A 17,607-nucleotide genomic window follows, 5' to 3' on the forward strand; every position below is an offset into this window, starting at 1 on the left:
GTGGCCTTCGACAGCGTGCTCGCCATGCTCCTCACCGGCGTCGTCGCCGGCTGGCTCGCGGCGCGGCTGGTACGGGGCGGCGGCCTCGGGCTCGTCGGCAACATGGCCGTCGGCGTCGCCGGCGCGGTCCTCGCCGGGGTGATGCTCCCGGTGCTCGGCTTCGGGCCGGGCGGCGGCGTGGTCGTCACGGTCCTGCAGGCGACGCTCGGGGCGGTGGTCCTGCTGGTGGTGCTGCGGCTCCTGCGCTCCGGCTGAGCGAAACCCCGAGACCGGCGTCAGGCACTAGAGCTGAGCGCCGCGCTCAGGCCGCACGCTCGGCCTGTTGCCGCGCCCAGAGGCGCGCGTAGCGCCCCTGCCGCGCGAGGAGCGCGTCATGCGTCCCCTCCTCGAGGATGCGCCCCGCCTCCAGCACCACGATCCGGTCCGCATCCGCCACAGTGGACAGCCGGTGCGCGATGGTCAGCACCGTGCGCCCCTGCCCCGCGCGGCGCAGCGCCTCCTGGATCTCGGCCTCGGTGTCGGTGTCGAGCGCCGAGGTCGCCTCGTCCAGGAGCAGGATCGGCGGGTCCTTCAGGAGCGTGCGCGCGATGCCGACGCGCTGCTTCTCTCCGCCCGAGAGCTTGAGGCCCCGCTCGCCCACCTGCGTGTCGTAGCCCTCGGGCAGCGCGGCGATGAAGTCGTGTATCTGCGCCGCTTTCGCCGCCGCGACGATCTCGTCCTCGGCGGCGTCCTCGCGGCCGTAGGCGATGTTGTAGCGGATGGTGTCGTTGAAGAGCACCGTGTCCTGCGGCACCACGCCGATCGCGGCGTGCAGGCTCTCCTGCGTGACGGCGCGGATGTCCTGCCCGTCGATGCGGATCGCGCCCCCGGTCACGTCGTAGAAACGGAAGAGGAGCCGCCCGATCGTGGACTTGCCCGCGCCGGAGGCGCCGACGAGCGCGACCTTCTCCCCCGCGCCGACGCTGAGGCTGAACTCGCGCAGGATCGGGCGCGCGGGATCGTAGCCGAAGGCGACCCGGTCGAAGGCGATCTCGCCGCGCGGCACGGAGAGCGCCGGCGCGCCGGGGCGGTCTGAGACCTCCGCCGGCTGGTCGAGCAGGCGGAACATCTCGCCCATGTCCACGAGGCTCTGCCGGATCTCGCGGTAGACCGTCCCGAGAAAGCCGAGCGGCATGGTGATCTGGATCATATAGGAGTTGACCATGACGAAATCGCCCACGGTCAGCGCGCCGCGCTCGACGCCCACCGCGGCCATGACCATCACGATCACCAGCCCCGCGGTGATCAGCAGCGTCTGCCCGAAGTTCAGGAAGGCGAGCGAATAGGCGGTCTTGAGCGCCGCGGTCTCGTAGCCCGCCATGGCGCGGTCGTAGCGCGCGGCCTCCCGCCGCTCGGCGCCGAAGTATTTCACCGTCTCGTAGTTCAGGAGCGAATCGATCGCCTTCTGGTTGGCGTCGGTGTCCTGATCGTTCATCTCGCGCCGGAGGCGGACGCGCCACTCCGTCACCTTGAAGGTGAACCAGACGTAGAGCGCAATCGTCGCCGCCACGACGGCCAGATACCAGGCGTCGAACATCACGAAGAGCACGCCCGCGATCAGCGTCAGCTCGAGGATCAGCGGCCCCACCGAGAACAGCAGGAACCGCAGCAGGAAATCCACGCCCTTCACGCCGCGCTCGATGATCCGCGAGAGCCCGCCGGTGCGCCGCGTCAGGTGATAGGAGAGCGAAAGGCGATGAATATGCGTGAAGGTCTGGAGCGCGATGCGGCGCAGCGCGCGCTGGCCCACGCCCGCGAAGACCGCGTCGCGCAGCTGCTGGAAGCCGTTCGACATGAGCCGCGCCATGCCGTAGGCCACCGTCAGCCCGACCGCGCCGAGGGCGAGGTCCGACACCCCCTCGTCCGAGAGCGCGTCCACCGCGCGCTTGTAGAGCATCGGCGTCCCGACCGCGATCAGCTTCGCCGCGAGCAGCAGGGCGAGCGCGCCGGCCACCCGCCGCTTCGCCCAGCTCTCGCCCGGCGGCCAGAGATAGGGCGCGACCCGCCGGATCACCGCCCAGCCGGTGCGCCGTTCGCGCTTCGCCTCGTCGGCGGCGGTCTCCGTCGCGGGGGCTGTGACGTCGGCGGGCATCGCGATCCTCCTTGTGCCGCGCATCTAGCCCGTCCGCGCGCGCGCGGCCAGAGCCCGCGTCACCGCGGCACGGTGAAGACCTGCCCGGGGTAGATCAGGTCCGGATCGCGGATGCGGTCGCGGTTGGCCTCGAAGATGCGCACGTAGAGGATGCCTTCGCCGTAGGTGCGCCGCGAGATGCCCCAGAGCGTGTTGCCCCGTTGCACGGTCACGACGCGGCGGCCCGACCCGGCGGCGTCGGCGCTCGCCTCGGCGAGGCGCGCGGGCGAGATGCGCTCGAAGGGCGTCTCGAGCCGCGCGGTGACCACGCCGCCCGCGTCGATCGCGTCGAGGCGCATGGTGTAGACGCCCGTCTCGACCTCCGGCAGCTCCGCGCGCCAGGCGCCGTCGGAGCCGACGGGCGCCGTCGTGACCGGGCGGTTGTCGAGGTAGATCCGCACGAAGGCCGCACCGTCGCCGCCCTGCCCCGTCAGCCGCGGCACGCCGCCCGCGCCGTAGGCGATCGCGTCGATCGAAAGCGCGGCGAGCGCCTCGGGCGCGGCGCCGGGGCCGTCCGGGCGTTGCAGCACCCGCAGCCCGTCGCGGCCCGCGAGGATCACGCCGGGGGCGCCCGCGCCTTCCGAGGCCGGGGCCGCGGGGCCGGCCGGGCCGTCCTCCGCGACCCGGGGCTGGGGGGCTGTCGGGTCCGACGGAACGCGCCCCGGCGCGGCGGCGGGTGCGAGGTCCTCCCCGTCCGGGGCGGTGCCCTCGGCTGCCCCGGCCGTCTCCGATGCGGACCCTGCGGCGGATGCCGCCGCGGCGCGCTCGGGGCCCGGCCCGTCCTCTGCGTCGCCCGTCACCGGGGCGGTCTCCGCCGTGGCAATGGCATCCGTGGCGGCGCGGCTCCGCGACGCGGGGTCCGGCGCGGGAACGCCGTCGCCTGCGTCACGCGCGTCGGCCTGCATCCGCGCGACCTCCGCCGTCCGCCCGGGCCCGGTGGCCGCGCCCTGCCCGGCCTCGGCCGGCGGCACGGCCCCCGCGGGGTCGCTCGCCCCGTCCGCCCCCGCCGCCTCGGCCATCGCGCGATCCGCCATGCGGGCGGCCTCGTCCCCCTCGGCCACGGCGCTCGCGGGCGGCGTGACGATCACCTCGTCGTCGGACGGCACTGGCACGCCGTCGCCGAGCATCTCCAGCGCGAGAACCCGCGGCGCGTCCTGCGGGCCGAGCGACAGGAAGCTCGCGAAGGTGCCGGAGGCGTCGGCCCGCGTGCGCGCAACCTCCGCCCCGTCGAGCAGGATCGCGACCTCCGCGCCCGGCGCGGCGCGGCCGGCGATCTGCGCGCTGCCGTCGGGCTCGACCCGGACGACATCGAAACTGGGCGGCGCGGGGGTCGCCGGGGCCTCCGGTGCGGGTGCCGTCCCAGCCGACGCTGCGGGGGCGGACGCCGCCTCCGGTGCCGGCTCCAGCTCGGTGGAGGGCTGCGCGGTCTCCTCCGCCGGCGCGGCCCTCTCCGGCGCGGCGTCCGGCGTCAGCCAGCCCGCGGCGTAAAGCGCGACCACGAGCGCGAGGCCGCCCGCGACGGCCCCCGCGGCCAGGGTCGCCCCCGCTGCCAGCCCGCTTGTCCTGCTCATGGTTCGCCGGCGACTCCGCGCGCATCTCCAGAAGGTTGAGCGACCCTAGCAACCCCGCTATCAGGGGTCAAAGCCGCATCAGCCCGTGACGAGGCATGCCCCGAAAGTCCATCTGCATCTACTGCGGCGCCCGTGACGGCGCCGATCCGCGTTTCGCGTCCGAGGCCGCGGCGCTCGGGCGCGGCGTCGCCGAGGCGGGCTGGCGGCTCGTCTACGGCGCCGGCGACGTCGGGCTCATGGGCCGCGTGGCGCAGGCCGCAGAGGCCGCGGGCGGCGCGACGCTGGGCGTGATCCCGCGCCACCTCGTGGAGGTGGAGGCGATGCGCGGCGCCGAGCGCCACGTCATCACCGAGACGATGCACGAGCGCAAGAAGGTGATGTTCATGAACGCCGACGCGGTCGCCGTGCTGCCGGGCGGCGCCGGATCGCTCGACGAATTCTTCGAGGTACTCACTTGGGCGCAGCTCGGGCTGCACGGCAAGCCCATCGTGCTCGTCAACGTCGCGAGCTACTGGGACCCGCTGCTCGGGCTTCTGGATCACGTCGTGGCTCAGGGCTTCGCCGCGCCGTCGCTGCGCGGGCTCGTCACGCCGGCCGACTCGGCCGAGGCGGCCCTCGCCGCGCTGCGCGCCGCCCTCTCGCGCCGCAGCGCCGCGACCGAGTAGAGCGCGAGCGCCGTCCAGATCAGCGGGAAGGCGACCGCGTCGTAAAGCCCGAAGGTTTCGCCGAAGATCAGCACGGCGACGAGGAACTGCAGCGTCGGGTTGAGGTACTGCACCAGCCCGACCGTGGCGTAGGCCACCCGCCGCGTCGCATAGGCGAAGAGCATGAGCGGCGTCGCGGTGAGCGGGCCCGAGAGCATCAGGAGCAGGCTGTCGCCGAGCCCCGTGCCGAAGGTGCCGCCCTCGCGGTGGACGCTCCAGAGGATGGCGAGCGCCACCGGCGCGAGCAGCGCCACCTCCGCCGTCACCGAAGTCACCGGCCCCACGGCGAGGCGCTTCTTCATCAGCCCGTAGAGCCCGAAGGTCCCGGCGAGCGCGAGCGAGATCCATGGCGCGACGCCCTCCCCGGCGGCCAGCACGCCCACCGCGAGCACGGCGAGCGCCACGGCCACGGCCTGCGCCCGCGTGAGCCGCTCCCCGAAGGCCACGACGCCGAGCATCACCGCCACCAGCGGGAAGATGTAGTAGCCGAGGCTCGCCTCCGTCGCGCGGCCGCTCTGCACGGAGAAGATGAAGAGAAACCAGTTCGCCGAGATGAAGAGCGCGGCGGCGAGGATGCGCAGGATCTTGCCCGGACGGTCGAGCGCCGCGGCCAGCCCCGCGAGGCGGCCCTGCACCGCCAGCACCCCCGCGAAGAAGACAAGCGACCAGAGCGTGCGATGGGCCAGCACCTCGAGCGGGGGCACATGGTCCAGCAGCTTGTAGTAGAGCCCCGAAAGCCCCCAGATCGTGCAGGCCGCGACCATCGCCGCGACGCCGCGTGCCGCGTCGGTCATGCCGCCCGCTCCCCGTGGTCGCCCGACGCGCTCTGCCCGCTCCGCGCGCCGGGCGCAAGCGGCTCAGCCGTCGAGCTCCTTCGAGAGGATACGCTCGATCTCGTCGCGGGGGTGGTTGGTGAGCTCCTTGCTCACCTCGCCGACGACGCGGTCGGCGACCTCCTTGTGCATCTTGTCCCGCAGCTCGCCGAGCACGCGGGCCGGCGCGCAGAGCACGATCCGCTCGAACTGGTGGCGATGCGCCATGCGGTAGAGCAGATCGGCCAGGTCGTCGGCGAAGCGCTTCTCCTCGAGGCGATGCCAGTCCGTGTCCTCCATCGCGGAGAGCTGCTGCACGCCAGTATCCTGCATCCGCCCCGGCCGGTCGGTGCCCTGCTCATGGGTGGCCGGGTTCTCCTGCGCTTCCTCGCGGACGACCTCGAGATTGGGGTTTTCCGCATCCGTCAGGTTGCGCAGGAACAACGCCTTCTCGCCGTCCGCGACCAGAACCCATGTGCCGTTGGTCAAAACGCTCATTCGGATTGCTCTCCACTCTCGTCGGGGTCCTCGTCCGCGCCGCGCACGCGGGTGGCGCCGGCCGGGCGCTCGGTCGCGCGCTTTTCCTCGTCCCGCGTGCCGATCCGGCGGGCGAGCCGGCCCTTGTCGCGCCCCTGCTGATCGACCTCGCCCTCGGCGAGGGGCAGCTCTTCGGTCTCGCGGCGCATATCTTTTGATCGCTTGCGTTCGGCCATGATGCAACTCCCTTCGCGTTTGCTGATCGCGGGAAACGCCGCGCGCGACGACGCTGTTCCCGCGCGAGCCTCGCACGTCCGCACCACGGCCGGGTTGATCGCGGGCAACGAAAAACCCCCGGAGCGGGGGCTCCGGGGGCTCTGTCCTGCGGGAGAAGATCAGCCTCACATGCGGGAGGCGACGTTTTCCCAGTTCACGAGGTTGTCGAGGAAGTTCTTCAGGTAGGCGGGGCGCTTGTTGCGGAAGTCGATATAGTAGGAATGCTCCCACACGTCGCAGCCCAGAAGCGCGGTCTGACCGAAGCAGAGGGGGTTCACGCCGTTCTCGGTCGAGGTGACCTTGAGGCTGCCGTCGGTGTCCTTGACGAGCCACGCCCAGCCGGAGCCGAACTGCCCGGCGCCCTTGGCGGCGAAGTCTTCCTTGAACTGGTCCACCGAGCCGAAGGCCTCGGTGATCGCCTTCTCCAGCTCGCCGGGCATGCCCGTGCCGCCGGGCGCCATCATCTCCCAGAACTGGGCGTGGTTCCAATGCTGGCTCGCGTTGTTGAAGACGCCGTTCTGCGCGACCGCGCCGGCCTGATAGTTGCCCCTGACGATCTCCTCGAGGCTCTTGCCCTCCCACTCGGTGCCGGAGATCGCCTTGTTCAGGTTGTCGACGTAGGTCTTGTGGTGAATGTCGTGGTGATACTCGAGCGTCTCGCGCGACATGCCGTTGTCGGCGAGCGCATCGTGCGAATAGGGAAGATCGGGAAGTTCGAAGGCCATGGACTGCACCCCTCTGTGATTTGTCGGCTTTCGCTATGGCGCGTAGATGTGTCTGCCGCGGCCACCCCGTCAACCCCCGCGGGCCGCCTGCGGTTTCACGGCCAGCCGACCTCGGCGCCCTCGTCGGCGGCCTTTTCCAGCAGGTCGAAGGCGTAGCGCGCGACCGAGCGGAAGCACATGAGCCGCAGCCGCCCCTCCTCGGGCATCCAGATCGCCGCCGGGATCTGCGCGAGCCGGGTGCGCCGCATCTCGCCCGGGCCGAAGGCGGCGACGTCCACCGGCGCGAGCTTCGCGATCACCTCGCGCACGCGCGCGCCCGAAAGCTCGAAGACCGCCCGCGCGTCCGAGACGTTGGCGACCAGCGCATGCGCCCCCGAAAGCGCGGCGTCGAGCGCCCCGGCGAGCTCGGGCGCGTCGGCGTAGGCGCAGAGGATCAGCACCTCGTCCGGCGACATCCACGCGAGCGCGACGCGCCCCGTCTGCACCATGCCGCGCACGTCCGGAAGCTCGCCCCCCGTCGCGTCGGCGAGCGCCTGTGCGAGGCTCTCGCCCTCCTCCGACAGGTCGCCGCGGACCGCGATCATGCCCTGCGGCGGCAGCTCGGCCACCGTGACGTAGCCCTCGGCGCGGGCGCCGCCCAATGCGGGTGCCGGTTCAGACATCCTGCTTCGTCCCTTCCCTGTCGTAGAAGACGGGCGCCACGATCTTCGCCTTCACCACGGTGCCGTCGACCTTCGGAAACTCAAGCACCTCGCCCATGCGTTCCGGGCCGCGATGCACCAGCCCCATGGCGATGCCGCGGCCGAGGGTCGCCGAGTGATAGGTCGAGGTCACGCGCCCCTGCGTGTTGCGCTGCCCGTTGGCGTTGGTGCCCGGCGCGGTAGCGTAGGCCGCCTCAGGCAGGACGGAGCCGTCCAGCGTCTCCAGCCCCACGAGCTTCCAGCGCTCCGGGTCGGCCATGTGGGAGCGCTGTTGCGCGCGCTTGCCGATGTAGTCGTCCTTCTTCTTCGAGATCGCCCAGTCGAGGCCGAGGTCCTGCGGGATCACCGTGCCGTCGGTCTCGTCGCCGATCATGATGAAGCCCTTCTCGGCGCGCAGGACGTGCAGGCACTCGGTGCCGTAGGGCATCACGCCGAACTCCTGCCCGGCCTCGAAGATCGCCTCCCAGAGGGCGCGGGCGTGGTTCGCGGGCACCGCGATCTCGTAGGAGAGCTCGCCCGAGAAGGAGATGCGGAAGACGCGGACGGAGAAGCCCGCGAGGGTTCCTTCCGTCCAGCCCATGAAGCTCAGCGCTTCCTTCGAGACGTCGAGGCCGCCGAGCTTTTCCAGCACCTTGCGCGCGTTCGGGCCGACGACCGCGATCTGGCCCCACTGCTCGGTGACGTTGAGCGTCCAGACCTTCCAGTCCCACCACTCGGTCTGGAGCCATTCCTCCATGTGGGCGTGGACGTGGTCGGCGCCGCCGGTCGTGGTGTGGCAGAGGAAGGTCTCCTCGTCGAGCCGCGCCACCACGCCGTCGTCCATCAGGAAGCCGTTCTCGCTGCACATCAGGCCGTAGCGGCAGCGTCCGGGCTTCAGGGTGCTCATCATGTTGGTGTAGAGCATGTCCATGAAGCGGGGGGCGTCCGGCCCCTTGACGAGGATCTTGCCCAGCGTGGAGGCGTCCAGCATTCCAAGGGCTTCGCGGGCGTTCTTCACCTCGCGGTTCACCGCGTCGGCGCGGCTCTCGCCCTCGCGGCGGTAGGTGTAGGGCCGCCGCCACTGGCCCACCGGCTCCCAGTCGGCGCCGTGCGCCGCGTGCCAGTCGTGCATGGGCGTGCGGCGGACGGGCTGGAAGGTCGCCCCCGTCGCCGGCCCCGCGATGGCACCCATTGAGATCGGCGTGTAGGGCGGGCGGAAGGTGGTGGTGCCCACCTGCGGGATCTCTTCGCCCAGAGCTTGAGCGAGCACCGCGAGGCCGTTGATGTTGCTTAGTTTCCCCTGATCCGTCGCCATGCCGAGCGTGGTGTAGCGCTTGGCGTGCTCGACGCTCTCGTAGCCCTCGCGCGCGGCGAGTTCGACGTCCGAGACCTTCACGTCGTTCTGGAAGTCGAGCCAGGCCTTCTGCCGCAGCTTGACCGAGGCGCCCTGCGGCATGAGCCACACGGGCGCGAGCGGCGCCTCATCCCTCGCGTCGCCCGAGGGCGCCGCGTCGCTCTTCGGCGCGTGCCCCGTCTCCTCCGCCGCCCGGGCGCCGGCGGCATGGGCGTCGGCGAGGATCTCGCCCGGCCCGAGGGCGCCGTTCGCCGCGCCGGCCGCGATCACGTTCGCCGCGCCGTCGTCGCCCAGCGGCGCGCGGTCGGGATCGGGGCGGAAGAAGGCCTCCGCCGCGTCCCAGACGAGCTTACCGCCCGTGTGGGACCAGAGGTGCACCACCGGCGACCAGCCGCCCGAGACGGCGACCGCGTCGCATTTGATCTCCTGAACGGTGGCGCCCTCGCCCACCTGCGGGCAGGTGTAGACGGCCTCCACCCGCTTGCCGCCCTTGACCTTGGCGACGCCGCGCCCGGTCTCGACGCGGATGCCCGCCGCGCGCGCCTCGTCCATCAGCCGCCCGCCGCCCTCGGGGCGCGCGTCGATCACCGCCGGCACGTCGAGCCCCGCGGCCTTCAGGCAGAGCGCGGTGCGATAGGCGTCGTCGTTGTTGGTCACCACGACCGTCCGGTCGCCCGGCGAGACGGCCCAGTTCACCACGTAGTCCCGCACGGCGGAGGCGAGCATCACGCCCGGCACGTCGTTGCCGGCGAATGCGAGCGGACGCTCGAGCGCGCCGGTGGCGGTGACGATCCGCTCGGCCCGGATGCGCCAGAGGCGGTGGCGCGGGCCCGCCGGCGCGGCGAGGTGGTCGCCCGCGCGCTCGTAGGCGAGGACGTAGCCGTGATCGTAGACGCCCGCGCCCATGGTGCGGGCGCGCAGCGTGACGTTCTCCATCGCCTCGAGCTCGGCCACCGTGGCGGCGACCCAGTCGTCGGCGGGCTGGCCGTCGATCTCGCCCCCGTCCACGGGCGCGCGGCCGCCCCAGTGCGGCGTCTGCTCGATCAGGAGAACGCGCGCGCCGGCCCGCCCCGCGGCGCGCGCCGCGGCGAGGCCCGCCGTGCCCCCGCCCACGATCAGCACGTCGACGAAGGCGTAGAGGTGTTCGTAGCGGTCCGGATCGCGCGTCTCGGGGTCCGGCGCCTTTCCCAGCCCGGCCGAGCGGCGGATGACGGGCTCGTAGAGGTGCTTCCAGAGGGGGCGCGGGTGGATGAAGGTCTTGTAGTAGAAGCCCGCCGGCAGGAAGCGCGCGAGCGCCGCGTTCACCTGCCCCACGTCGAAATCGAGGCTCGGCCAGTGGTTCTGGCTGGTCGCCGTCAGCCCCTCGAAGACCTCCGTGGTCGTCGCCCGCTGGTTGGGCTCGTGCCGGTCGCCATCCCGCAGGTTGACGAGCGCATTGGGCTCCTCCGCGCCGGAGGCCACGGGCCCGCGCGGGCGGTGATACTTGAAGCTGCGCCCCATCAGGAGCTGGCCCGCGCCCATGAGCGCGGAGGCGAGCGTATCGCCCGGATGGCCCGAGAGGCGCTTGCCGTCGAAGGTGAAGGAGACGCGGCGGGAGCGGTCGAGGAGCCGCCCCCCCGTGGCGAGACGTGTGCTCATTCCGGCGAACCTTTGCGCGGATTGCGAGGGCGGGAGCCTCCGGCGGGGATATTTGGACCAAGAAGAAGACGCATCAGGAGAGCCCCCGCCACGCCCAGCCGGGCCGCTTCGCGGTGATGGCGGCGCGGATATGCGCGGGCGGCTCGGTCGTCTGCGCCGGGTAGGTGCCGAAGACCTCGAGCGTCACGGTGCAGCGCGCGGCGTGGAACCACTTGCCGCAGCCCATCGCGTGGCGCCAGCGCTCGAAATGCACGCCGCGCGGGTTCTCGCGCTCGAAGAGATAGGCGTGGAAGGCGTCGTCGTTGCCCTCGGGGCCGACGCGGGCGAGATGCGCCTCGCCGCCGGGGGCGAGCTCGGTCTCCTCGGCGGCGACGCCGCAGTAGGGGCAGGTCAGTCGGAGCATGGTGATCCTCCCGAAGCCAGGGGCCAAGGATTTTCGAAAATCCTTGGCAAAATTCTTCGAAGAATTTTGCGCGGGGCGGCGGGCATCAGTGCGCCACCCCCGCCGCGACGCTCTCGTCGATGAAGCGGCCCTCGCGGAAGCGGTCCAGCGAAAAGGCAGCGGCGAGCGGCCCGGGCTCGCCCTTCGCCATGGTCTCGGCCATCGCCCAGCCGGAGCCCGGGATCGCCTTGAAGCCGCCCGTCCCCCAGCCGCAGTTGATGAAACAGCCCTCGAGCGGCGTCTTCGAGATGATCGGCGAGCGGTCGCCGGTCATGTCCACGATGCCGCCCCACCAGCGCAGCATCTTGAGCCGCGAGAGCATCGGGAAGGTCTCCACCAGCGCGCGCACCGTCTCCTCCACGTGGTGGAAGCTGCCGCGCTGGGTGTAGTTGTTGAACCCGTCCGCGCCGCCGCCGATCACCATTTCGCCCTTGTCGGACTGGCTCAGGTAGCCGTGCACGGTGTTGGCCATCACGACGACGTCCATCGCGGGCTTGATCGGCTCGCTCACCAGCGCCTGCAGCGCCACGCTCTCGATCGGCAGGCGGAAGCCCGCCATCTCGGCCAGCCGCCCGGAGTGGCCCGCCACCACGATGCCGAGCTTGTCGCAGTCGATCGGCCCGCGGGTCGTGTCCACGCCGGCGACGCGCCCGCCCTCGCGGCGGATGCCGGTCACCTCGCATTTCTGTATGACGTGCATGCCCATCTCGGAGCAGGCGCGCGCGTAGCCCCAGGCGACCGCGTCGTGGCGCGCGGTGCCCGCCCGCGGCTGCCAGAGCGCGCCGAGCACCGGGTAGCGCGGCCCCTCGAGGCGGATGATCGGACAGAGCGCCTTGACGCGCTCGGGGCCGATGAACTCCGTGTCCACGCCCTGCAGCGCGTTGGCCTGCGCGGTACGGCGGTAGCCGCGCACCTCGTGTTCGGTCTGCGCGAGCATCATGACGCCGCGCGGGCTGTACATGATGTTGTAGTTGAGCTCCTGCGAGAGCGTCTCGTAGAGGCTGCGCGCCTTCTCGTAGATCGCCGCCGACGGGTCCTGCAGGTAGTTTGAGCGGATGATCGTCGTGTTGCGCCCGGTGTTGCCGCCGCCGAGCCAGCCCTTCTCGAGGATCGCGACGTTGCGGATGCCGTGGTTGCGCCCGAGGTAATAGGCGGTGGCGAGGCCGTGTCCCCCCGCGCCGACGATGATCGCGTCGTAGCGCCGCCGCGGCTCCGGATTGCCCCAGGCGCGGCCCCAGCCGGTGTGGTCGCGCAGGGCCTCGCGGGCGATGGCGAAGGCGGAATAGCGTTTCATGCGGCCTCTTTCCGGCACGGCTGTCGATGCCCTCTTGTGGACCGGGGCGCGGGCGCGCGCCCCGTCCCGAAACGTCGCATTCGGGATCGGTTGCGACATGACGCGCGGCGGCGCGATTGGGGGTTTCGCCGGGGCCTCGGGGCGCTTAAGTCACTCCCGGGCGAGGGTGGCAGGAGGGCCCATGCTGTTCTGGATTATGGTTGTCGCGCTGTCGGTCGCGGTGGCGCTTCTTCTCGGCCTCGCGGCGCTGCGCGCGCGCGGGCAGGCGCAGGAGGCGGCCGACTACGATCTCAAGGTCTATCGCGACCAGCTGAAAGAGGTCGAACGCGACCTCGCGCGCGGCGTCATCTCCGAGGAGGACGCGGAGCGGCTGCGCACGGAGATCTCGCGGCGCATCCTCGCGGCCGACGCCGCCGCCAAGGCCGCCGCGCGCGGCGAGACGGTGCAGCCCCGCGGGACGGGCCCGCTGCTCGCCGTGGTGGTGGCGCTCGGCGTCGTGGGCGGGGGCACATGGCTCTACATGGACCTCGGCGCGCCGGGCTATCCCGACCAGCCGCTCGCGCAGCGCATCGCCGCCGCCGAGGAGCGCCGGCAGACCCGGCCGAGCCAGGCCGAGGCGGAAGCCGACGTGCCCGCGCAGCCCCCCGCCGAGACGCCCGAGGACTACGCCGAGCTCATGGACCGCCTGCGCGCGGTCCTCGAGGAGCGGCCCGACGACGTGCGCGGCCACATGCTGCTCGCCCGGAACGAGGCGGCGCTCGGCAATTTCACCGAGGCCTACGCCGCGCAGGAGCGCGTGCTGGAGCTGCGCGGCGATGGGGCGACGGCGCAGGACTACGCCGATTACGCCGAGATGCTGGTGCTGGCCGCCGGCGGCTACGTCTCGCCCGAGGCCGAGGCCGCGCTCGCCGCGGCGCTCGAGCGCGACCCGCGCAACGGGGTCGCGCGCTACTACCTCGGCGTCATGTTCCGCCAGATCGGCCGGCCCGACCGCGCCTTCACCACCTGGGACCGCCTCCTGCGCGAAAGCCGGCCCGAGGCGCCCTGGGTCGCGGCGCTGCGCCAGCAGCTGCCCGAGCTCGCCGCGCGCGCCGGGCGCACGGACTACCAGCTCCCCGAGATGGCCGCTCCGGCCGCGCCCGCGGCCCCCGGCCCCACGGCAGAGCAGATGGCCGAGGCCGAGAACATGACCGAGGAGCAGCGCACCGCGATGGTCCGCGGCATGGTCGACAGCCTCGCCCAGCGCCTCGCGCAGGACGGCGGGAACGCGGCGGAATGGGCGCGGCTCATCAACGCGCTCGGCGTCCTCGGCGAGACGGAGCGCGCGAGCGCGATCCGCGACGAGGCGCTCTCGAAGTTCGCCGGGGACGAGACCGCCCTCGCCCGCATCCGCGAGGCCGCCGAACGCGCCGGGATCGGCGGGTGATCTTCGCCGAAATCGAGGCGTTCGCGGCCGCCCTGCCCCGCACCGGCGCGGTCGCGGGGCTCGACCTTGGCACGAAGACCATCGGCGTCGCGGTCTCGGACGGGCTGCGCGCGATCGCCACGCCGCTCGTCACGATCCGGCGGACGAAGTTCACCGCCGACGCGGCGGAGCTCGACCGGCTCCTCGCGGGACGCGAGATCGCAGGGCTGATCCTCGGGCTGCCGCGCAACATGGACGGCTCCGAGGGCCCGCGCGCGCAGTCGACGCGCGCCTTCGCCCGCAACCTCGACGCGCGCGCGCCACGGCCGCTCGCCTTCTGGGACGAGCGGCTTTCGACCGTGGCGGCGGAGCGCGCGCTCCTCGAGGCGGATACGACGCGAAAACGTCGCGGAGAGGTGATCGACCACGTCGCCGCGTCCTATATCCTGCAAGGCGCGCTCGACCGGATGGGCCGGATCGGGGCGCGGGCCGACGACGACTACGACTGAGGCGAGGCGAGGCGCATGGCGGACGACGTCTGGAAACGCGACGAGGTGGAGAGCCCCTGCGTGCAGATCTGCGTGATCCACCCGGAGACGCGCCTCTGCACGGGCTGCCTGCGCACGATCGACGAGATCACCGCCTGGTCGAAGATGTCGCCCGAGGCGCGGCGCGCGGTCATGGCGGCCCTGCCCGAGCGCGCGCCGCAACTGCGCCAGCGCCGCGGCGGGCGCGCCCGCACCCGCGCCCGGCGGGAGGGATAGCGCGCGCCGCGCGCCGTGGGCGGCACGGCGCTTGCAAGCGCCGTGCAAGGGCCTTCGCAAGGCCCTTGGCCGCGCCTCACGGCGCGGCGAGCCAGCCGCCGGGTTCGGCGCAGAGCGGGCGGAAGTAGGCGATGCAGCGGCCCTCCGGCGCGGCCGCGGCCCCCGCGCCCCAGGGCGCGACGCCGTGCAGGGCGCGCCTGTGGACGAGCACCGCCTCGCCCGGCCGGGCCGGCAGGGGCACGCGGCGGCAGGTCTCGAAGGCCCTCCGCCGCGCGGCGTGATAGGCCTCGGTCACGTCCACGTCGCCCCAGTCCTCCGGCGCGATACCGGCGAAGGCCTCCGCGAAGGCCGCGCGCATGATGGCGTGGCTGCCCTCCCAGACGACGAGCGGCGCGGCCTTGGCATCGGCCTCGCTCAGCGGCAGACCGAGGATCCAGCGGTGCGGCTCGCGCAGGTGGCGCCGCCGCGCCGGCCCCTCGGGCAGGAGGCCGTCGACATGCGCCGCATCCCGCCTGGCGCGATAGCGCAGGGCGGCCGCGCTCTCGCCCGCGCGGGGCTTCGGGTAGCCCGGGAAGACCGTCGAGAGCTGCGCGCGATGGAGCGGCGGCAACGGCCCCTCCAGCGCCGCGACCGCCGCGCGGAGCCCCTCGGGCAGCGCGGGGCCGCCCGCCACCCGGCCCTCGGCGTCGTTGGCGAGCGCGTCCACGCCGACGAACCACGTCCCCTCGCAGTCGAGCCAGCGCGCGCTCAGCGCCGGATCGGCCAGCGCCGCGCGCGCCGCCGGCCGCGCCGCCTCCGCCCAGGCCGCGAGAGCCGGGTCGAACGGCAGCCGCGCCCAGCCGCGCGCGGCGTAATCCGCCCTCACCATCCGAGCGCCTTGCGCAGCATGTTGCCCGCCACCAGAAGCAGGAAGACCGCGAAGACGCGGCGCAGGGGCGTCGGGTTCATCGCATGCGCGATCCGCACGCCGAGCGGCGCGGTCAGGAGCGTCATGGCGATCACCACCGCGAAGGCCGGCAGATTCACCGCCCCGATGGTGAAGGGCGGCCGGTGCGCGGGATCGATGCTCAGCAGGAGAAAGCCCGCCACCCCGGGCACCGCGATCAGCATGCCGAAGCCCGCCGCCGTCGCCACCGCCCGGTGGACGGCGACCCCGTGCAGCGTCATAAGCGGTACGCCGAAGCTGCCGCCGCCGATGCCCATCAGCACCGAGAGAAAGCCCACCCCCGGCGCGTAGACCGCCCGGCGCACGCCGCGCGGCATCTCCGGCGCGAGGCGCCAGTGCGGCTTGCCGAGGCCGAGGTAGAGCCCGATCGCCACGCCGAGCCCGCCGAAGAGCCCCTGCAGCACGGAAGAGCGCAGCGCCGCCGCGAGCAGCACGCCGAGGACCGCGCCCATCGCGATCCCCGGCGCCCAGCCCTTCAGGATGTCCCAGTCCACCGCGCCCTTGCGGTTGTGGCTCATCACCGAGCGCGCCGAGGTCACGACGATGGTGGCGAGCGAGGTCGCGAGGCAGATCTGCATGAGCTGCGGTCCGTCGTAGCCCAGCGTCTGAAAGGCATAGAAGAACGACGGCACCAGCACGATGCCGCCCCCGACGCCGAGAAGCCCCGCGAGCACGCCCGCCGCCGCGCCGATGACCAGAAGAAGGGCGAACATCTGAGCGAGCAGGACGGGATCGGGCATGGGGCCTCCGCAGGGTGGTGTGCGTCGGCGCCAGATAGACAGGGTTTCGCCGCCGGTCACAATGGGGGCGGAGCGGCCCCGTCGCCGCCTGCACTTTGAGAGAGGGCGTCCGCGCCGGCGCCTCCTGCCGCGCGCCCGGCGCGGTGGCGCGCCTCGACGCCTCGAGACCCGCGGCAGACCACGCAGTCACGCGCCCGGGCGGCCGGCGATCCGGCGTAATCGCGCAGGCCCGGCGTCGGCGCGCCGCGCCTTTTCCGTCCCATCGGGATGCGGCACGACATCACCTCGGTGCGCGTCACGCCGGTGAACCGCTGATGCGGCTCCCCGTGACGTGATCCCCCGGCGGGGATGCAGCGCAAGCCCGCGCCGCGCACCACCGGCCCGCCCATCCGCACCGCTCAGGCGCGGACCGCCTCCTCCTCCGCCTCCGCGGGCGCGACGGCGGCGAGCGCGGCCTCCACGAGCTCCGGCCCGGCCTCGGGCCGCGTCGCCCCGTCGGAGAGGATCTGGCGCCAGCGCCGCGCGCCGGGACGGCCGGCGAAGAGGCCCAGCATGTGCCGCGTCACCTGATGCAGCCGCCCGCCGGCGGCGAGGTGATCCTCGATAAAGGGCAGCATGGCGCGCACGGCCTCTTCCCGTGTGGGCGCGTGACCCTCGCCCCAGAGCCGCGCGTCGGCCGGCCCGAGGATGTCGAAGGGCCGGTGATAGGCCGCGCGCCCCACCATCACGCCGTCGAAGCCCTCGCGCAGGAAGGCCTCGACCTCGTCGAGCGACTGCACGCCGCCGTTGATCGAGAGCCGCAGGTCCGGAAAGGCCGCCCGCATGTCGCGCACGAGATCGTAGTCGAGCGGCGGCACGTCGCGGTTCTCCTTCGGGCTGAGGCCCTGCAGCCAGGCCTTGCGCGCATGGACGATCACATGCGCCGCCCCCGCCGCCTGCATCCGCGCGAGGAAATCGGGCAGCACCGCCTCGGGCGCCTGATCGTCCACCCCGATACGGCACTTGACGGTCACCGGCACGTCGACGGCCGCGCGCATCGCCGCCACGCAGTCGGCCACCAGATCGGGCGAGCGCATGAGCACCGCGCCGAAGCAGCCCGATTTCACCCGGTCCGAGGGGCAGCCGACGTTGAGGTCGATCTCGTCGAAGCCGGCCCCGGCGCCCATGCGCGCGGCCTCGGCCAGCTCCCGCGGGTCCGAACCGCCGAGCTGCAGCGCCACCGGATGCTCGCAGGGGTCATGGCGCAAGAGATGCGTCGCCCCCCCGCGCACCAGCGCCGGCGCGGTCACCATCTCGGTGTAAAGAAGCGCCCGGCGCGACAGCGCGCGGTGAAAGACGCGGCAGGCGCTGTCCGTCCAATCCATCATCGGCGCGACCGAGAGGCGTGACGCCTCCCGAAGCGTTGACTTTGCTTGCATTCTTCCAGCCTCCGCCTGCGCGAGTGCTACGCGTGTAGCACCGATTGCAGCCAATTTCCCCCGGTTTTTTCAGGTTCCCCGCGTCGCGGTGCTACGGCGTAGCACCGCCCGGGCCGCTCCCGATCCGACCGCCCGCGCCGGCAACGACGCAGCTCTCGGCCCCGCCGCGCCCCGCCCCGCGGCGAAACCCC

General features: G+C 72.9%; 18 protein-coding genes. 5 read left to right on the forward strand and 13 right to left on the reverse strand.

What is annotated here, in order from left to right; translation table 11 throughout:
• The gene (locus DRV84_RS10470; protein ID WP_115980210.1) at positions 1–255 is read left to right on the forward strand and encodes a GlsB/YeaQ/YmgE family stress response membrane protein; all 255 of its coding nucleotides are present in this window, start codon (positions 1–3) and stop codon (positions 253–255) included.
• 46 nt (positions 256–301) lie between these two features.
• Here the strand turns inward: DRV84_RS10470 and DRV84_RS10475 are convergent, their stop codons facing one another.
• Complete coding sequence (locus DRV84_RS10475; RefSeq protein WP_239995052.1) at positions 302–2,131, reverse strand: ABCB family ABC transporter ATP-binding protein/permease; 1,830 nt, start codon at positions 2,129–2,131, stop codon at positions 302–304.
• A gap of 59 nt (positions 2,132–2,190) precedes the next feature.
• Positions 2,191–3,741: a LysM peptidoglycan-binding domain-containing protein gene (locus DRV84_RS10480; protein WP_239995053.1), complete on the reverse strand. Its 1,551-nt coding sequence runs from the start codon at positions 3,739–3,741 to the stop codon at positions 2,191–2,193.
• Between the two features lie 95 nt (positions 3,742–3,836).
• Here DRV84_RS10480 and DRV84_RS10485 point away from each other — a divergent pair, with 95 nt between their 5' ends.
• A complete protein-coding gene (locus tag DRV84_RS10485; RefSeq protein ID WP_115980216.1) occupies positions 3,837–4,406 on the forward strand; it encodes an LOG family protein in 570 nt (189 codons plus the stop codon).
• Here DRV84_RS10485 and rarD read toward each other — a convergent pair.
• The 8 genes from rarD to DRV84_RS10525 form a co-directional block, all read right to left on the reverse strand.
• Positions 4,292–5,239, reverse strand: a complete 948-nt coding sequence (rarD, locus tag DRV84_RS10490; RefSeq protein ID WP_115980218.1) for an EamA family transporter RarD — start codon at positions 5,237–5,239, stop codon at positions 4,292–4,294. The genes DRV84_RS10485 and rarD overlap by 115 nt on opposite strands.
• A 63-nt stretch (positions 5,240–5,302) precedes the next feature.
• Positions 5,303–5,755 (reverse strand): baeRF12 domain-containing protein, encoded by a 453-nt coding sequence (locus tag DRV84_RS10495; RefSeq protein WP_115980232.1) that lies wholly within the window; start codon positions 5,753–5,755, stop codon positions 5,303–5,305.
• A complete protein-coding gene (locus DRV84_RS10500) occupies positions 5,752–5,970 on the reverse strand; it encodes a hypothetical protein (protein WP_115980235.1) in 219 nt (72 codons plus the stop codon). Before DRV84_RS10500 ends, DRV84_RS10495 begins: the two co-directional genes overlap by 4 nt.
• 165 nt (positions 5,971–6,135) lie before the next feature.
• Positions 6,136–6,735 (reverse strand): superoxide dismutase, encoded by a 600-nt coding sequence (locus tag DRV84_RS10505; RefSeq protein WP_115980238.1) that lies wholly within the window; start codon positions 6,733–6,735, stop codon positions 6,136–6,138.
• Positions 6,736–6,830: 95 nt separating this feature from the next.
• On the reverse strand, positions 6,831–7,397 hold the full coding sequence (locus DRV84_RS10510; protein ID WP_115980241.1) for a sarcosine oxidase subunit gamma: 567 nt from the start codon (positions 7,395–7,397) through the stop codon (positions 6,831–6,833).
• Complete coding sequence (locus tag DRV84_RS10515) at positions 7,390–10,407, reverse strand: sarcosine oxidase subunit alpha family protein (RefSeq protein ID WP_115980244.1); 3,018 nt, start codon at positions 10,405–10,407, stop codon at positions 7,390–7,392. Before DRV84_RS10515 ends, DRV84_RS10510 begins: the two co-directional genes overlap by 8 nt.
• Positions 10,408–10,480: 73 nt before the next feature.
• Positions 10,481–10,810: a sarcosine oxidase subunit delta gene (locus DRV84_RS10520; protein ID WP_115980247.1), complete on the reverse strand. Its 330-nt coding sequence runs from the start codon at positions 10,808–10,810 to the stop codon at positions 10,481–10,483.
• A gap of 85 nt (positions 10,811–10,895) precedes the next feature.
• Positions 10,896–12,143 carry a sarcosine oxidase subunit beta family protein gene (locus tag DRV84_RS10525; protein ID WP_115980250.1) on the reverse strand — a complete coding sequence of 416 codons (1,248 nt, stop codon included), beginning with the start codon at positions 12,141–12,143 and terminating at the stop codon, positions 10,896–10,898.
• Between the two features lie 181 nt (positions 12,144–12,324).
• Between DRV84_RS10525 and ccmI the strand changes: the two genes are divergently transcribed.
• From ccmI to DRV84_RS10540, 3 genes are read left to right on the forward strand one after another with little or no spacing between them, the layout of a single operon-like run.
• The gene (gene ccmI, locus DRV84_RS10530) at positions 12,325–13,569 is read left to right on the forward strand and encodes a c-type cytochrome biogenesis protein CcmI (protein ID WP_115980253.1); all 1,245 of its coding nucleotides are present in this window, start codon (positions 12,325–12,327) and stop codon (positions 13,567–13,569) included.
• Positions 13,566–14,057, forward strand: coding sequence for a Holliday junction resolvase RuvX (gene ruvX / locus DRV84_RS10535; protein WP_115980256.1), 492 nt, complete (start codon positions 13,566–13,568; stop codon positions 14,055–14,057). The genes ccmI and ruvX overlap by 4 nt, the downstream gene beginning before the upstream one ends.
• 15 nt (positions 14,058–14,072) lie before the next feature.
• Positions 14,073–14,312 (forward strand): DUF1289 domain-containing protein, encoded by a 240-nt coding sequence (locus DRV84_RS10540; RefSeq protein WP_115980258.1) that lies wholly within the window; start codon positions 14,073–14,075, stop codon positions 14,310–14,312.
• A 76-nt stretch (positions 14,313–14,388) separates the two neighbouring features.
• On the opposite strand, the gene DRV84_RS10545 is transcribed toward DRV84_RS10540, so the two are convergent.
• The 3 genes from DRV84_RS10545 to dusA all read right to left on the reverse strand — a co-directional run bounded on the left by DRV84_RS10545 (position 14,389) and on the right by dusA (position 17,416).
• Complete coding sequence (locus DRV84_RS10545) at positions 14,389–15,180, reverse strand: hypothetical protein (protein ID WP_115980260.1); 792 nt, start codon at positions 15,178–15,180, stop codon at positions 14,389–14,391.
• Positions 15,174–15,998 (reverse strand): sulfite exporter TauE/SafE family protein, encoded by an 825-nt coding sequence (locus DRV84_RS10550; RefSeq protein ID WP_115980263.1) that lies wholly within the window; start codon positions 15,996–15,998, stop codon positions 15,174–15,176. The genes DRV84_RS10545 and DRV84_RS10550 overlap by 7 nt, the downstream gene beginning before the upstream one ends.
• Positions 15,999–16,396: 398 nt before the next feature.
• On the reverse strand, positions 16,397–17,416 hold the full coding sequence (dusA, locus tag DRV84_RS10555) for a tRNA dihydrouridine(20/20a) synthase DusA (RefSeq protein WP_115980266.1): 1,020 nt from the start codon (positions 17,414–17,416) through the stop codon (positions 16,397–16,399).
• Between the last annotated feature and the right edge of the window lie 191 nt (positions 17,417–17,607).

The sequence above is a fragment of the Rhodosalinus sediminis genome, from assembly GCF_003385555.1.
Classification (GTDB): domain Bacteria; phylum Pseudomonadota; class Alphaproteobacteria; order Rhodobacterales; family Rhodobacteraceae; genus Rhodosalinus; species Rhodosalinus sediminis.

Excerpts from the sequence above, each read along its gene's own strand:
- DRV84_RS10520 (WP_115980247.1), bottom strand. The coding sequence starts at position 10,810 with ATGCTCCGACTGACCTGCCCCTACTGCGGCGTCGCCGCCGAGGAGACC.
- DRV84_RS10510 (WP_115980241.1), bottom strand. The coding sequence starts at position 7,397 with ATGTCTGAACCGGCACCCGCATTGGGCGGCGCCCGCGCCGAGGGCTAC.
- DRV84_RS10515 (WP_115980244.1), bottom strand. The coding sequence starts at position 10,407 with ATGAGCACACGTCTCGCCACGGGGGGGCGGCTCCTCGACCGCTCCCGC.
- DRV84_RS10485 (WP_115980216.1), top strand. The coding sequence starts at position 3,837 with ATGCCCCGAAAGTCCATCTGCATCTACTGCGGCGCCCGTGACGGCGCC.
- DRV84_RS10525 (WP_115980250.1), bottom strand. The coding sequence starts at position 12,143 with ATGAAACGCTATTCCGCCTTCGCCATCGCCCGCGAGGCCCTGCGCGAC.
- DRV84_RS10480 (WP_239995053.1), bottom strand. The coding sequence starts at position 3,741 with ATGAGCAGGACAAGCGGGCTGGCAGCGGGGGCGACCCTGGCCGCGGGG.
- DRV84_RS10495 (WP_115980232.1), bottom strand. The coding sequence starts at position 5,755 with ATGAGCGTTTTGACCAACGGCACATGGGTTCTGGTCGCGGACGGCGAG.
- dusA (WP_115980266.1), bottom strand. The coding sequence starts at position 17,416 with ATGCAAGCAAAGTCAACGCTTCGGGAGGCGTCACGCCTCTCGGTCGCG.
- DRV84_RS10500 (WP_115980235.1), bottom strand. The coding sequence starts at position 5,970 with ATGGCCGAACGCAAGCGATCAAAAGATATGCGCCGCGAGACCGAAGAG.
- DRV84_RS10545 (WP_115980260.1), bottom strand. The coding sequence starts at position 15,180 with ATGGTGAGGGCGGATTACGCCGCGCGCGGCTGGGCGCGGCTGCCGTTC.
- DRV84_RS10540 (WP_115980258.1), top strand. The coding sequence starts at position 14,073 with ATGGCGGACGACGTCTGGAAACGCGACGAGGTGGAGAGCCCCTGCGTG.
- ccmI (WP_115980253.1), top strand. The coding sequence starts at position 12,325 with ATGCTGTTCTGGATTATGGTTGTCGCGCTGTCGGTCGCGGTGGCGCTT.
- DRV84_RS10475 (WP_239995052.1), bottom strand. The coding sequence starts at position 2,131 with ATGCCCGCCGACGTCACAGCCCCCGCGACGGAGACCGCCGCCGACGAG.
- DRV84_RS10550 (WP_115980263.1), bottom strand. The coding sequence starts at position 15,998 with ATGCCCGATCCCGTCCTGCTCGCTCAGATGTTCGCCCTTCTTCTGGTC.
- DRV84_RS10505 (WP_115980238.1), bottom strand. The coding sequence starts at position 6,735 with ATGGCCTTCGAACTTCCCGATCTTCCCTATTCGCACGATGCGCTCGCC.
- rarD (WP_115980218.1), bottom strand. The coding sequence starts at position 5,239 with ATGACCGACGCGGCACGCGGCGTCGCGGCGATGGTCGCGGCCTGCACG.